The organism is Akkermansia muciniphila (assembly GCF_018709685.1).
Classification (GTDB): domain Bacteria; phylum Verrucomicrobiota; class Verrucomicrobiia; order Verrucomicrobiales; family Akkermansiaceae; genus Akkermansia; species Akkermansia muciniphila_E.
Genome location: NZ_JABDHQ010000014.1, coordinates 1 through 14,684, shown reverse-complemented (window position 1 = coordinate 14,684; position 14,684 = coordinate 1). Strand labels below are relative to the sequence as shown.

The window sequence follows — 14,684 nt, the reverse complement described above, 5'->3', positions numbered from 1 at the left end:
CTTTCCGTCCGACCGCAGCGCGGTTTCCCGGTCTTATAGCTGGATTCCTGCTGGAGCGCAGCGGAGGGAAATTTTCTGTTGCCTGTCCTGTTGCCACAGAGAAATTGCGTGGCCGGGCGGAAGAGCGGGCGCTCCTTTTGCTTCATCGGCAGGAAAAGAGTTTTTCCATGAGAGGGGAGCCGCCGCGGTTGTGCCAGAACCTTGGCTTGCATTCCGGAGGGGAAAGAAGGAAGATGCAATGATACGGGACCAACCATGGTGGGTGCCATCATGAGAGCGTCGTCCGGCGCCGGGTACCCGCAGGAAGCCCTGCACCAATAAGCCTTATAACAAAGATGAACGCTCAGGAATTAATCAAGACGCTGGAATGGCGGTACGCCACCAAGATATTCAACCCGGACCGCCGCATTCCGGCGGATGACTGGGAGGCCCTTCTGGAATCCCTTCACTTAAGCCCCTCCTCCCTCGGGCTTCAGATGTGGAAGTTCCTTGACGTGCAGGATCCCGCCGTGCGTGCGGAGCTCCGCAAGGCTTCCTGGAACCAGTCCCAGGTCACGGACGCCTCCCATTTAGTGGTTTTCTGCGCCCGCAGGGACTTCAAGCCGGAAGACGTGCAGCGTTATCTGGAGCGCATTGTGGAAGTGCGCGGCGTCACCATGGAATCCCTGGACCAGTACCGCGCCCGCATTTTTGAACTGGTGGACTCCAAGTCCCCGGAAGTGCTGAAAGCCTGGCTGGAACGGCAGGTATACATCGCCCTGGGCTTCATGATGAGCTGCGCCGCTGATCTCCGGGTGGATACCTGTGCTCTGGAAGGAATGGACCCCGCGGCGTATGACCGCATTCTGAAGCTGGAAGACTCCCCGTATTACGCGCTCTGCGCCCTGGCCCTGGGCTACCGGGATGAAGAGGCGGACAAGTACGCCCGTCTGGCGAAGGTCCGCTTTGACCGGGACGAGGTCATTCCGGTCGTTTGACGGAATCTTCCTGGGTTCCGGCCTCAAGCAGCCTGCGCATGTCTTCCGGCAGGGGCGCTTCCACGGTGAACATTTGTTCGTCAAAGGGGAACTCCAGCCGGCAGGCGTGTAGCGCATGGCGCGGCAGAATGAGTTTTTCTTCCAGCTCCCGGCTCCAGCCGTGCTGGATGTAGTTCAGGTAGCACTCCTCGGAAGGGCCGTAAATCTTGTCTCCCAGGATGGGGTGGCCCAGGTGCGCCAGATGCACGCGTATCTGGTGCATGCGGCCCGTTACCGGAATGCACCGGACCAGCGCCAGCGGGCCGTGGGAAGTATTCCATGCCCGCTCCACCCGGAAGACGGTGGAGCATTCCTTCCCGGCGGGGTGCACGGCTTGCTTGACCCAGATGCGGCTTTCCGCCACGTCTCCCTGCCGCAGGATGGGGGCGTCGCAGGCTGTTTCCGTCCATTCCGGCCGTCCCCGGACGATGGCCAGGTATTCCTTGTGCATCAGGCGCCGCTGCATGGCCCTGCCCAGTTGGCGCGCCGCCGCCTTGTTCTTGGCAATCAGCGTCAGGCCGCTGGTTTCCCGGTCCAGCCTGTTGATCAGGGAAAGCACGGCTCCATTGGTGGTTTCATAGATGAGCAGGGCTTCCACGCCTTCCAGCAGATTGGGTTCCTTCTTCCCGTTGGAGGGATGGACGATGAGAGGGGCCCCCTTGTCCGCCACGATCCAGTCCCCGGACTCCGCCGCTACCTCAAAGTGCGGAAAGCAGGCGATCGGAGCGTCGGAAATGGGTATCCACATGGCGCGGGCAGGGGCTTACAGCGCGTCCGGGCGGATGGGCGTCCATTCCCCCGGTTCCAGATTAAGCCCGTCCAGGCGCAGGGAGCCGATGGAAATGCGGCACAGGGAAGCCACGGGAGCGCCCACGGCGGCCAGCATGCGGCGCACCTGGTGGTACTTCCCTTCCGTCAGCGTCAGCCGGGCGCGGCGCGGTTCCAGGATTTCCAGGGCGGCGGGGGCGCAGGGGCGGTCCTCCCCGGCCAGCGTGAAGGCGCCGGAGGCGAACAGCTCCACGGCCTCCGCCGGAATGTCCTCCTCCGTGACGGCTTCATAAACCTTGGGAACGTGGTGTTTGGGGGATGTCATCCGGTGGATGAACTTCCCGTCGTCCGTGATGAGAAGCAGGCCGGACGTCTCCTTATCCAGCCGCCCTACGGAAGAAACCGCGGGGTTCCTGTGCCGCCACTGGAAGGGCAGCAGGTCGTAAATCACGTCCCCCTCCTCTCCGTCATGGCTGCATGTGTACCCCAGGGGCTTGTAAAGGGCCGCGTACAGGCCGTCCGGGAATTCCACCGGTTCCCCGTCCAGCAGAATGCCGTCCGGCTGCACCTTGTCCGTGGGGGAAGTGCATGGTTCCCCCTTGAAGGTGATGGAGTGGCGTTTGATCCAGCCCGGCGCTTCCCGCCTGGAACAGTACCCGTAGCGGGATAAAAGAGCATCCAGTCTCATGCGGCGTATTTTTTCCTAACGGGAACAAAAAACAAGGTTGAAGTATGCCTCCCCTGCTGATAACATTAAACTATTACATGCGGGGGCTTCCTGTTTGGAACGCCCCCGTTGCTCACCATTTACGCTTAAACAGTTCCATGATTGAAACGATTAAAGAAGATCAGTTGACCCCGCAGCAGGCCGAATTTTGGGTGCGCGCCCGCCAGGCGGTGGACATGAACAATTATCCTTACGCCGTCAGCCTGCTGAAGGCCCTGGTGAAGCAGCTCCCCGGCTTTCTGGAAGGCCGCAAGGCGCTGCGCGCCTGTGAAATCAAGCTGAATCCGTCAGCCAAGAAGGCCGGCCTGTTCAGCGGCATGAAAATGAGCACCAGCAAGCTCACCTCCTCCAAGAAGGATGCGGCCACCCAGCTCTCCTCCCTGGAAGACGAACTGGAAAATGATCCGTACAGCATCCCCGTGAACGAGGCCCTGTTCACCGCCGCCATGGACGTGGACTTCCCGGACCTGGCCGCCTTTGCGCTGGAAACCGTCCGCCAGGGCCATCCCGGCAACAAGAAAATGCTCCATATGCTGGCCTCCCATTACGTTTCCCGTGACATGCCGGCGGAAGCGGCCGAGGTGTACCATGACATCGTGAAGCTGGACCCCACGGACAGCCTGGCCGTGAAGAGTGAAAAGGACTGCATGGCGCGCGCCACGATGCAGCAGCAGAAGTGGGAGGAAGCCAAGAGCTTCAAGGACGTGATGAAGAACTCCGCGGAAACGAACGCCCTGGACAAGAGCGACAAGAAGGGCCTCACCCGCGCTGAACTGGAAGAACGCCTGGGACTCCTTTCCGCCCGTTATGCGCAGAACCAGCAGGATCTGGCCGTCGTGCGCGACATCGCCGGCGTCTATGAACAAATGGAAGACTGGGCAAACGCCTATTCCTTCTACAACTATGCGTTCAGCCTCAGCAACAATGACATTTCCCTGGAAAACAAGGCTTCGGAAATGAACGAGCGCTACCGCAAGGCCCAGGTGGAGGAAATCCGCAAGCGCGCCGCCGCGGAACCTGACAACAAGGAACTTCAGGAACAGCTGGCCCAGTTCAGCAAGGACGCCGCTGAACAGCAGGTGGCCCTGTACCGCCAGCGCGTGGAAAACAACCCCACGGACCCGCAGACGCGTTTCGAGCTCGGCCAGGCCCTCTTTGACTGCGGCAGCTATACGGAAGCCATTCCGGAGCTCCAGCGCGCGCGCAACAACCCCCATATCCGCATCCGCGCCATGCTGCTGCTTGGCAAGTGCTATGACGCCAAGAACATGCATGACATGGCCCTGCGCCAGTTGGAGGAAGCCAACAAGGAGCTGATTGAAATGAATGACACCAAGAAGGAAATCCTTTACATGATCGGCCTGCTTGATGAAAAGCTGGGCCGGAAGGAGGAATCCCTGGCGGCCTTCCAGCAGATTTATGACGCCGAATATGGCTACCGTGACGTAGCGGCGCGCGTGGAATCCTCCTACAACAAGTAGGGCCTTCCCGCATGCTTTGCCCGCAAGGGCGCCATCCAGCAAGCCTCCGCCGGAAACGGCGGAGGCTTGCTGGCAATATCCGGTACCCTGTGGATGCTCCTCTGAATGGAAACAGTCCTGAAGCCGTTGCCCTGAAGGCCGGGAATGCGTCAAATGAGTCTGTGGCGCGGTGTTTTTTCCTTCCGGCATCAGCCGGGGCACGGGGCGGCCCGAGAGCGTGTGGTCGCGCCCGCCCGTATTTGACAACGGAGGGGTTCAGTAATACACTGGAAAAATCCCGGCGGTAAAAATTATGGCGGAGGCAGAAACTTATGCGTGCATTACTGATTATTGACGTTCAAAATGATTACTTTCCCGGAGGGCGTTGTGAACTGGCTGGTTCCGTTCAAGCCCTTGAACGGGTCAGGGCCGTGTTAAACCGGTTCCGGGAAAAGGAATGCCCGGTTATCTTTGTCCGGCATATCAACACCCGCCCTGGAGCCGCCTTTTTCCTTCCGGGCACCTTCGGCTCTGAAATCCATCCGGATATTGCCCCCATGGAAGGGGAGGCGGTTGTGGTCAAGCACGCCCCCAACAGCTTTTTCCAGACGAATCTTCAGGAGCTTTTACAGGCGGCGGGAGTGGATGAACTGGTGGTTTGCGGAATGATGACCCATATGTGCATTGATACCACGGTGCGCGCCGCGAAGGATTACGGCATTCCGGTGACGCTGCTTTATGACGCCTGTGCCGCCAGGGACCTGGAGATCATGGGGAATTCCATCCCGGCGAACGTCGTGCATGATGCCTATATGGCCGGATTGAACGGCATGTTTGCCGAGGTCAAGCTTGCGGAGCAACTGGAATTTTAGGCGTCCCGGACGCCCGTCATGGAGGGATTTCCGATGGTTTTACTGATTGGCGGCGGTTCGCATACGGGAAAAACGCTTGCGGCGCAGCGGGTGCTGGAAAAGTACTCCTGTCCCTATTTGTCCATTGACCATTTAAAAATGGGGCTGATACGCAGCGGAATGTGCTCCCTCGCGCCTGAAAGTTCCGATGAAGAGCTGACGCCCTTCCTCTGGAACATCATCCGGGAAATCGTAAAAACTGCGGTCGAGAACAGGCAGAATCTGGTGGTGGAAGGCTGCTACATCCCGTTTGACTGGAAAAAGGATTTTGACTCCGCCAGCCTGAAGCAGATTCGGTATGTGTGCCTGATTTTTTCAGAGGACTATATTCGCCGGCATTACCATGACATCATGAACCACGCAAACGTGATGGAGCGGCGGCTGGAAGACGCTTCCTGCACACGGGAAAAGCTGCTGCGGGAAAACCGGGATAACCTGGAACAGTGCAGGCGGCACGGGTGTGATTATGTGCTGATCGACGGGGCCTATCGCGTGGATATTGCGCTGTAAAAGATGGCGGAGATCACGGTTCCGCTGTTGCCGGAGGTATGAAACGGCGGTGAATTCCTGCCGTCTTCATTTTGCCCTTGCTCCTTGAAAAAGAAATGCTAGCGTGAAGTGTTGTGAAAACTGCCCTGATGAAACTTATTCCCGTCTTCTCCGCGGTTTGCCTGTCGGCAAACGTTCCCGCGCGGAGTGATGAAGTTCCGCCGGAAAAGATGGTTTCCGCGTCTCTTTTGTCGGCTGCAAGTGAAACCCCATGGGAGCCGGGGAACAAAAAAACGCGGAAAAAATTCATGGTGGTTTTGGGCTTTTCCGTTCCTGCCCCCGGTAAAATCATAGGCTGCCGGAAGGAGGGCGTTCATCTGAAGATAGGTGATTCCTCCGGCGCGTCCGGCGCCCCGTCCGATTACCGGGATTCTCTGAGTTCCAGTGATCCGGAACTGGCGATGGAAATGGAGCATTGGCTCCCCTCCCCGGACGCCCGCTGGGTGAGCGTGAAAGGAAATGTTTCTCTTGTCACCGGGGAAAAAGAAATGCTGTCTGAAGGGGCGCTTTTCTCCATGAAGGAGAAAAAGGAGGAAAGGCCTCTTGTTCTGAAAGGCGGCGGGTTGATGGATGACGGCCGGACGGGGGATGTTAAGACTGCCGTGACCCTGGAATGGTCCCTTAACAAGAGTTCCGGGGAGATCTACATGAGTGTGAAACTGAGCTCTCCACGCCTCCTTGGCGTGAAAGGCGTGACGCTTATGAAACCGGACGGCACTCCCGTTATAGGAAGGAACTGGTGCAGCAGCCAATCTCCCGGTTCCGGCGGCCGCTCTTCATGGGAGTGGGAGTGGAATTACGGGCTGGACCCCGGTGAACAGGGGGAAATACAGGTTTTTGTGAATTATATGACCGGGCTGGAGCAGGTGGATGTACCTGTGGATATGAAAATAGGCCTGTCCGGAATGGCCGGAGAAACTTCAGGTGGACAAGAATGATGAATGCGATGCGTTATTTATGGTGCGGCATCTGCGCCTGCCTGGCGGCTTGGCAGCCATGCCGGGGCGCCGGCAGTGAAAAGGAGGAGAAAAAGGTGGAAATAGCCTTTACGAAGGCGGGCCTGGAGCGGAGTTCGGAAAATGGGGAAAGAACAGGAGATTTGCAGTGGAAGTGCCAGGCGGTGCTTTTTATTCCTGAACCCTGGGACTTTGAAACCCGCTCCGTTGCGGAAAGGCAATCCGTGAAGATGTGGGATATGGACGGCAGGGAGTTGTCTCCTGTGGAGTTTCATACGGGCTGGCTGAACGGACGGGAGGAGAAAGGGGTGAGTTATGCGGAAATTCAGGGCGCGGCTGTCTGCCTGCCGCCTGCCGGCTGTACGCAGGTCCGGATGAAGGGGCGCCTGAGGGTTCCGGTGGTGCGCATGCTGGAAAGTCCCGTCTATGAACTCCCCTTAAAGGCGGAGGCTTCTTCCCTTATTCCGCTGCCGGGCAGTGAGGAGGGTTATGCCAGGAATGCGGATGATGTGGTAAAGTCAAATGAGCTGCCCATGGGAGAGCTTTATGTGGGGAAGTGTGAGTGGAAGAGGGGCGATGGAGAAAAGCATCTCGCCCTGCGCATTTGCCTGGACGCCAATCATCGGTTTAGGCTGGAAAAAATAGAGCTTCTCGACGGGAAGGGGGAGGTGATGGAGTACACGAGTCCCAACAGGTCCGACATTGATGAACAGTCACAATGCTGGTACGCTGATTTTACGTTTTCTCCCCCGGAAAAGATGGATCAGGGCAAATGCAGAGTCCGGCTGATTTACAAGACAGCACCGGAGTATGTTACCGTTCCCGTGGACGCCAGGTTTGGAGTGGGAGGGGAAATACGGGCGGAAGCGGAAAAGAAAGCCACGTAGCGTTTTGTTGGAATTGGGGACGGTTCTTTGATGGCGGGCCGTTTTCAACTTGTCCTGTCCGGGAAACCTGCTATGGTGGGAAAGTCCCAACCCCCTGCCTATGTGTCATTATTGCCTGACTACCCTGGCTCTTCTCTGCCTGGCGGCTTTTTCCGGCGCCGCCGGAAAGGAAAGTCCTGAAGAACCTGCCGTCTCCGTTTCCCTGGACGGATGGGAAACGAATCTGCGGAACGAGCGGCCGTCTTTAACTCCGTCCTGGTCGTTTTCCATGAAATTGAAGATAGCGGAAACGTCTCCTTCATGGAAAGTGGTTGATGGTGAAGAGTCCGGCGCCAGGCTGACTCTGGCGGATTCGGAAGGAAGTTCCTGCGCCATCCGCCGTTTCAGCTACAGCGCATCCCATTCATCGGAACAGGCCCGCAGGGCCGGAACGGTTTCCCTGCAAACGGATTCCTGGCTCCCTGCGGAAGGCGCCGGATGGGTGGAAGCCAGGGGGGAGATTCCCTTCATCATGTCCAGTGATTCCGCCGTCTCGGAAAGTGTTGCGCTCAAGGTGGCGGTAAAGGATTTTTCCGTTCCGCTGGTTCTCAGGAATGCCGGAGTGGACGGAAAGGACGTGAAGGTGGAATTGAAAGGCTATTATGAGGAGGGTGAAGCCGGAGGGGAAGCCCGTACGCTAAGGATAAGCATGACTTCTTCTGCACCGCTCGGCTTTCTGGACTTTGAACTATACTCGATGGATGGCGCTCCGCTGCTGGCGGAGAATTACGGTTCCAGCTACGGAAGTTTCCTTAAGCATTATGAATGGGAACGGTATTTCCGGATGCAGGAGGATAAGATGGAAGAACTGAAGGTCTCCGTTAAATATGCGTCCGGATTAAAAAAAATCACGGTTCCCGTCCATGTCCGGTGCGGGATGTTTGGAGAAGTGGAACAACCGGATAACCGGAACAGGGAGGACTAGCATGGAGAGTTGGAACATGATGTGTACCCGGGCGCTGCTGTGCGCCGCCATGGTTTCAGGAGTGGCCGCCTGGGGCGGAGGAAAGCCGGAAGGGAAAAATCCGGTGGAGGCTGTTTTTACTTCCGTCGGGGTGGAAAGAGACAAAGTGTGGATCAATGGCCAGCCGCAGGAATCCGGGCTGAAGCTGAAATTCACCGTGAACTTCAGCGTCAGGGAGCCATTGGGCTTTTTAAGCCAGTATAATGACCGCCTCCAGTATCTGGAGGCGACGGATTCCACAGGCAGGAAACTGGCTCCGGTGGAGTTTGAGATGAGCAGTATGTATCCCCGGAGTGAAAAGGGGGTGGTGAAGACATCCGTCAATGGAGTCGCGGGAGAATTTCCTTCTCCCTCCGCCTCCTGGGTCCGGCTGAAGGGCGTCTTCCGCGTGCCCGTCTCCCGTTCCATGAAGAGTACGGTTCATGAGCTGCCTCTGCAACAAGGGGTTGAAATGCATTCCCCGCTGCCGGGTAATGATGACCGGGAGCAAGAAGCGGGGGGAGACATCGTCATCCCTGAAAGCGTGCCCACAGGAAGGTTTTTCATTGAGGCATGCCGTTCGTTTGAGAGGGGCGGGAAGAAGATGGTGGAAGTGGAGCTGGGGCTGGCGGTGGAAAGCTCTTTTGACCTGGACCAATTTGAAATTCTCAATGAGAAGGATGAAGTTCTGGAGACCGATGAGAGGGGGGGAAGCTCCAGCATGAGTTCCAATTCCAGGTCATGGACAAAACGTTTTCAGTTTGAAGCTCCGGAGAATCTCCAAAAGCTCCGGTTCCGGATGATTTACAACGTTCCGCTGGAACCCGTCGCCGTGCCTGTGGACGTCAGGCTGGGGATGAGGGGAGAGATCAGGGACAAGAAAAAGTAATGGGGATTCCGCTCCTGCGCCTGTTTGTTGTTCTATTTGATTGTATTGGCGGTTAAGCGGCTTATATTGAATCAACCTCTGCCTTTTTGCGATGTTGCGTTTATTAATGATGCTGCTGCCGGCAGCCTGCATGACGGGAGTGCTGCACGCGGAAATCCTTTCCCGCCCCCGGGTGCAGGCGCGGTTTGACAGTCTTCAGTTCCAGTATGGGGAGTTGGGCGAGTCCGGGTTTTCTCCCGGGCTCTGCGTCCAGTGGAATCTAAGGCTTCAGTGTAACCCTCCCTGGCGGGTGGCGTATGTGCGCCAGGACGGGGAAAAGCCGGAAGTGGCGGATTCCCGCGGCACCCGCATGCCGAATCCTCTGCTGTCTTTCTGCACGGCGGAGAACCGTGACAAGTCTGCCGCTTTCCGGGCAAACCTCCATATCCGGGGGGAGAAATGGAGGCCGGCCCCCCGTTCCGTGTGGATGTCCGTGCGGGGCCGCATCCCTGTAGCCGTGTCCTGTACGGAAAAACTGTCGGAAAAAGTAACGCTCTCCCTGAAAGATGGAGAAAAAACGTCCATCGTATTGAAAGGCGCCGCCCTGGGGAAGGAGAGCGACGTGCGTGCTTCCGTCACGGTGGAATGGTGCCGCCCGAACCGCTGGAAGGGCAGGGAGGGAGTTGCGGCCGTTATCCGGGTGAAGACCCCCGTACCCTGCGGAATCAAGGAGCTGGAATTTTTTACGGAGGACGGCCGTCCGGATGACGTTTCCAAATCCTACGAGGCATTCCATGGCAGTTACGGGCAGTATTACTGGCTGCAGAACATTTGGATGGGCACGGAGAGCAAGGACCGGTTCAAGATGGCCGTAAAATATGCCTCCGGCTTGCAGGAGGTGATGGTGCCCGTGTCCTTCAAGGCGGGCATGGGCGGCATCGTGGAACCCGTCCGGAAGGGTGGGGAGAAAAAGGAGGGGAAAAAATGAAAACTGCTGGATTAGCCTGCTGGATGATGTGTTGCGCCCTCGGCGCCCTGGCCGGTGACGGCGGCGCCCCAAAGATTCCTGTGGAAACAGGGCTCAGGAGCATGGAAATCAGCTGCGGGGAAGCCGGGGAGGCGGAGGAGCAGGCGCCCCGGGCCGTTAAATTGTCTTTTGCGCTGAACTTTGGGGTGGCTGAGCCGTTTGATCTGAACGGGAATGGCCAGGCGGGCGGGCAGAGCCTGGAGGCGGAGGACTCCACGGGAAGGAAACTGGGCGCTGTAACCTTTGACGTGTGGAATTTGCACACCAGGAAAAGGGGGAAGATAAGAGTAACCATGCTCAAGGGGGAATGCCCGGAGCTTCCTTCTCCGGAGGCTGAATGGATTCGGCTGCATGGCACCTTCCGCCTCCCCGTAACGCGTGAGGTGCCCAGCCCGGTTTATGATTTTTCCCTCAGTGAAGGGGCAGTTTCATTCCCTGTGACTCTTGCCGGACCGGAGGAAGAACCGCAGGAATGCGCCGGAGACCTGGCGGTGGCGGGAGATGCGGGAACGGAGGAACTGTCCGTGAAGGTTTCCCGCCGCATGGGGGAGAAATGGCTGCTGGAAGCCATGCTCTGGAATGACAAGGGTTACCGGATTACTTCCTGGGAGCTGATGGACGGGGATGGAAAACCATTGAAGGCGGACTTCGTCAGCGGTATCGTCTCCCGCGATTCCGGCCGTTCCGGAACCGGGCAGTCCATGACGGTGGATGCCGGGACGGACCTGGGCAAGCTGAAAATCAGGCTATACCGCAAGGAAGACCTGGGGACGGTCCCCCTCCCGGTGGACATGAAGATGGGGCTGGACGGAACAGTACGGGAGTAAAAGGGCATCAGAGCACCTTGGAGAAGAATTCCTTCAGCCTGGGATTGGAGGGATGGTCAATGAGCCGGGCCGGAGGCCCCTCCTCCACGATTTTTCCCTGGTCCATGAACAGGATGCGGGAAGCCACCTCGCGCGCGAAGCCTATTTCATGGGTGACCACCACCATGGTCAGCCCGCCCTGCGCCAGGTCCTTCATCAGGGAAAGAACTTCCCCCACCATTTCCGGATCCAGGGCGGATGTGGGCTCGTCAAACAGGATCACGTCCGGATTCATGACCAGCGCGCGCACGATGGCGATGCGCTGCTTCTGCCCCCCGGAAAGCTGGAGGGGATAGGAGTTCCGCTTGTCGTACAGGCCGATGCGCCGGAGCAGGGCTTCCGCCTGTTCCACGGCTTCCTTCCTGGTGGAGCGGCCCGTTTTAACGGGGGCTATGGTAATGTTTTCCAGAATGGTCAGATGCGGAAACAGGTTGAAGTGCTGGAAAACCATGCCCACGTGCTGGCGGAATTTGTTGACGTCCGCATGGGGTGCGGTAATCAGTTCCCCCTTGAAGCGGATTTCCCCGGAGGTAGGCTCCTCCAGCAGGTTCAGGCAGCGCAGGAAGGTGCTTTTTCCGGAGCCGGAGGGGCCCACGATGAAGACCACTTCCCCCTGGTGAATCTGCGTGGTGACGTCATTCACCGCATGCACGGCATTGAATTCCTTCACCAGATGGCTGATCTGGAACATGGGCGCGTTCCCGGGCTGTTCATTCATTGTTTTTCAGTCTCCTTTCCAGTTTGCCGAGCAGCCAGCTGAACAGCATGACCACGGAGAGGTAAATCAGGGCTACCGCCGTCAGGGGCATGAAGGCGGTGTAAGTCTGGCTGCGGATAATGTCCCCGCCCTTGGTCAGGTCCTGAAGGGCAATGTAGCCGGAGACGCTGGTTTCCTTCAGCAGCACAATGAACTCGTTCCCCAGCGCGGGAAGCACGTTCTTGAAGGCCTGGGGCAGGATGATGAAAACCATGGTCTGGGAGTATCCCAGGCCCAGGCTGCGCCCGGCTTCAAACTGCCCCTTGTCAATGGACATGATGCCGCCCCGGATGATCTCCGCCACGTACGCCCCGGAGTTGAAGCCGAAGGCCACCACGGCCACCAGCACCTTGCTGACGTCCACCGTGCCGAAGATCACAAAGTAGATGATCAGCAGCTGCACCACCACCGGGGTGCCGCGGATGACCGTCAGGTACAGTTTGCAGAGGGCGTTCAGGAAGCGCAGGCCGCCCGTCTTGTCATGCGTGGCGCGGATGACGGCCACCACAAAGCCCATCAGGATGCCCAGCAGGACGGAGAAGAAGGAGACTTCCAGCGTGACCAGGAAGCCGTTGGCCAGGTATTTCCAGCGCCCCTCCTGCATGAAATTGACGTCAAAGGAGCTTTTCAGGTCCAGCCAAGCGTTTTCCAGCCAGTTTCCGCCTGCAGCGTGTTTTCCGGCCTCCGCGGAGGATTTCACCTGCATGGCCGCGTACCTGGCCCGTATCTCCTCCAGCCTGCCGGAGGCTTTCATGTCCGCTATGGCGCTGTTGATGTCCCGGAGAAGTTCCGGATTCCCTTTGCGCACGGCAATGGCGTAGCTCTCGGAGGTGAGGGGGTCGGGCAGGATTTCCAGCCGGTCATTGCCGGCCGCATACATGCTGGCCGGGTCCTGGTCAATCACGGCCGCATCCACCTTGCCGGCCGCTACGGCCGCCACGGCCAGCGCTCCGTTGGGGAAGCGTTCCGGCTGCTGGATGTTCCGGGTAACGTAGGTGTCTCCGGTGGCTCCGTGCTGCACGCCTATTCTTTTGCCGCGGATGTCCTCCCTGCTCCGGATGGGGGAGCCTTTGGGCACAATGATGACCTGCGCCGCTTCCATGTAGGGGATGGAAAAGTCCACCTTTCCCCGGCGTTCTGGAGTGACCGTGATGCCGGAGGCCGCCACGTCCGCCTTTCCGGAAACCACCGCCGTAATCACGGAGTCAAAGCTCATGTCCTCAATGACCAGCTCCCTGCCGGTGCGCCGCGCCACTTCCCGCATGATTTCCGGGTCAATGCCCATGATGGTGTTCCCTTCCCAGAATTCATAGGGCGGGAAGGTCGCTTCCGTGACCATCAGGATTTTACCGTTTTCCGCCGCTCCCGCGCCGGAGCACAGGAGGAGCCAGCCCGTCAGCAGGACTCCAAGGTATTTCAGGAAAGGAGGGAAAGGCATGGCGTGTAAAGGGGGGGGAACCAGCAGCGGCTGAACCGGTGGGGTATATGATTTACCCGCCCGGAACGCAATAAAAAATTGTCTCTTCCGGGGGCCGCTTCCCTCCATGGAAGGGCGGCGAAGGCACGGGGCAGGTTCCCGGCGCGGAAACGGATTCAGCGCACCAGCTTCAGGATGGCCCTGCGCAGCCGGTAGGCTATTTTTTTCAGGATGGTATGGCGGTTGAGCTCCCCGTAGGCCGCCGCGGCGTCATTCCGGCGCATGGCGGAGAAAAACGGGTCATTCAGGGAGGGGTGGGCTTCCAGCGCCTGGCGCCAGATGGCGCTGCCGTTCAGTTTTTCAAGAGCCTCCGGCATGCTGCGGGCCGTCAGCTTTCCGGAAACCGCCAGAGTAGCCAGAAAACTGCGCACGTTGTTCAGGAAGGCCCCCAGCTCGCTTTTCTTCCAGTCTTCCCGGTCCGTCATGGACAGTTTGGTGGAATGAAGGAGCAGCATGTCGTCAAACAGGGAGAGGGACAGGTTGCCCGTCACTCCCCCGAATTTATAGATATACACCTCCCTTGCCAGCACGGCTATCCGTTCCGCGGCGGGAAAAACCTGAAGGTTGAACAGCTGGTCTTCCGCGTACCTCAGTCCGCTGGGGGCGGGGCGGTTGTCCAGCAGGAATTCCCTCCTGTAAAGCTTGATGCACATTTTCCCGTACGTATAGAAGAGGCCGTGGCGGTCCATGCCGAAGAAGCCGGAGTAGTAGGAGGAGAGGAATTCTTCCCTTTCCACCACCCGGCTGTGCGGAATATGGCCGTCCTTCCGGCGGAAAAGGCCGAAGCGGTCCAGGTGGCGCACGTAGTCTCCAATGACGATGTCCGCCCGTTCCCGGATGGCCATTTGAACCATGGCCTCCACGCTGTCCGGAAAAATGGCGTCGTCCCCGTCCACAAACATGACGTATTCCCCCGTGGCCGCGTCCATGCCGGCATAACGGGCGGCGTCCACCCCCGCGTTATCCTGGGTGATGACCCTGACGCCGGGGCGCCGTTCCGCGTAGGCGGCCAGGATGCGCGCCGTTCCGTCCGTGGAGCCGTCATTGACCGGAATGATTTCCAGCGATGGCCAGGTCTGGGCCAGCAGGCTGTCCAGACAGGCGGAAACGCACGTTTCCAGATTGTACACGGGAACGATGATGCTGACGAGGGGTGTCTCCGGAGCGGGATGAAGGAGGGGCTGCATGGGGATGCCGATGGGCCTGGTGGTTGTTAAAGGCTCCGCCGCCATGAAAAGGGTGCCTGTCTGGCAGGAAGGTGAGGAACATGGCCCGGGCCGGAGGGAACGATAGGACATCCGGGCGAGTCAAACAATGCTGAAAAGCTGTTTTCTGCATTGCCGGATAATTACCATCATTTGCTATTTTCTTTATATTCAATATGTAATGATATATGAGAGAAAAAAACGATTTTTAGGGACAAAATATAAGAC

General features: G+C 58.4%; 15 protein-coding genes. 10 read left to right on the top strand and 5 right to left on the bottom strand.

Going from position 1 to position 14,684, the window contains the following annotated elements:
* Positions 1–335 precede the first annotated feature (335 nt).
* On the top strand, positions 336–977 hold the full coding sequence (locus tag HHJ06_RS09430; protein ID WP_215429084.1) for an NAD(P)H-dependent oxidoreductase: 642 nt from the start codon (positions 336–338) through the stop codon (positions 975–977).
* Here the strand turns inward: HHJ06_RS09430 and HHJ06_RS09425 are convergent.
* Both HHJ06_RS09425 and HHJ06_RS09420 read right to left on the bottom strand, forming a co-directional pair.
* On the bottom strand, positions 961–1,764 hold the full coding sequence (locus HHJ06_RS09425; RefSeq protein ID WP_215429083.1) for an RluA family pseudouridine synthase: 804 nt from the start codon (positions 1,762–1,764) through the stop codon (positions 961–963). The genes HHJ06_RS09430 and HHJ06_RS09425 overlap by 17 nt on opposite strands.
* Positions 1,765–1,779: 15 nt before the next feature.
* Positions 1,780–2,472, bottom strand: a complete 693-nt coding sequence (locus tag HHJ06_RS09420) for a pseudouridine synthase (protein WP_215429082.1) — start codon at positions 2,470–2,472, stop codon at positions 1,780–1,782.
* A gap of 137 nt (positions 2,473–2,609) precedes the next feature.
* On the opposite strand from HHJ06_RS09420, the gene HHJ06_RS09415 reads away from it, so the two are divergent.
* The 9 genes from HHJ06_RS09415 to HHJ06_RS09375 all read left to right on the top strand — a co-directional run bounded on the left by HHJ06_RS09415 (position 2,610) and on the right by HHJ06_RS09375 (position 10,978).
* Complete coding sequence (locus HHJ06_RS09415) at positions 2,610–3,992, top strand: tetratricopeptide repeat protein (protein WP_215429081.1); 1,383 nt, start codon at positions 2,610–2,612, stop codon at positions 3,990–3,992.
* 311 nt (positions 3,993–4,303) lie between these two features.
* Positions 4,304–4,843: a cysteine hydrolase family protein gene (locus HHJ06_RS09410; protein ID WP_215429080.1), complete on the top strand. Its 540-nt coding sequence runs from the start codon at positions 4,304–4,306 to the stop codon at positions 4,841–4,843.
* A 33-nt stretch (positions 4,844–4,876) separates the two neighbouring features.
* Positions 4,877–5,392, top strand: a complete 516-nt coding sequence (locus HHJ06_RS09405) for an adenylate kinase (RefSeq protein ID WP_215429079.1) — start codon at positions 4,877–4,879, stop codon at positions 5,390–5,392.
* A gap of 287 nt (positions 5,393–5,679) precedes the next feature.
* Complete coding sequence (locus tag HHJ06_RS09400; protein WP_215429078.1) at positions 5,680–6,369, top strand: hypothetical protein; 690 nt, start codon at positions 5,680–5,682, stop codon at positions 6,367–6,369.
* Positions 6,366–7,274, top strand: a complete 909-nt coding sequence (locus HHJ06_RS09395) for a hypothetical protein (protein ID WP_215429077.1) — start codon at positions 6,366–6,368, stop codon at positions 7,272–7,274. Before HHJ06_RS09400 ends, HHJ06_RS09395 begins: the two co-directional genes overlap by 4 nt.
* Before the next feature lie 100 nt (positions 7,275–7,374).
* The gene (locus HHJ06_RS09390; protein ID WP_215429076.1) at positions 7,375–8,238 is read left to right on the top strand and encodes a hypothetical protein; all 864 of its coding nucleotides are present in this window, start codon (positions 7,375–7,377) and stop codon (positions 8,236–8,238) included.
* Between the two features lie 16 nt (positions 8,239–8,254).
* Positions 8,255–9,145: a hypothetical protein gene (locus HHJ06_RS09385; protein ID WP_215429075.1), complete on the top strand. Its 891-nt coding sequence runs from the start codon at positions 8,255–8,257 to the stop codon at positions 9,143–9,145.
* 106 nt (positions 9,146–9,251) lie between these two features.
* Entirely contained in the window at positions 9,252–10,112 is an 861-nt protein-coding gene (locus HHJ06_RS09380; protein WP_215429074.1) for a hypothetical protein, read from the top strand.
* Between the two features lie 23 nt (positions 10,113–10,135).
* Positions 10,136–10,978, top strand: a complete 843-nt coding sequence (locus HHJ06_RS09375) for a hypothetical protein (protein ID WP_215429073.1) — start codon at positions 10,136–10,138, stop codon at positions 10,976–10,978.
* A gap of 7 nt (positions 10,979–10,985) precedes the next feature.
* On the opposite strand, the gene HHJ06_RS09370 is transcribed toward HHJ06_RS09375, so the two are convergent.
* The 3 genes from HHJ06_RS09370 to HHJ06_RS09360 form a co-directional block, all read right to left on the bottom strand.
* Positions 10,986–11,735, bottom strand: a complete 750-nt coding sequence (locus HHJ06_RS09370; RefSeq protein WP_286010601.1) for an amino acid ABC transporter ATP-binding protein — start codon at positions 11,733–11,735, stop codon at positions 10,986–10,988.
* The gene (locus tag HHJ06_RS11990; RefSeq protein WP_215429072.1) at positions 11,728–13,212 is read right to left on the bottom strand and encodes an ABC transporter substrate-binding protein/permease; all 1,485 of its coding nucleotides are present in this window, start codon (positions 13,210–13,212) and stop codon (positions 11,728–11,730) included. The genes HHJ06_RS09370 and HHJ06_RS11990 overlap by 8 nt, the downstream gene beginning before the upstream one ends.
* A gap of 155 nt (positions 13,213–13,367) precedes the next feature.
* Complete coding sequence (locus tag HHJ06_RS09360) at positions 13,368–14,483, bottom strand: glycosyltransferase (RefSeq protein WP_215429071.1); 1,116 nt, start codon at positions 14,481–14,483, stop codon at positions 13,368–13,370.
* Between the last annotated feature and the right edge of the window lie 201 nt (positions 14,484–14,684).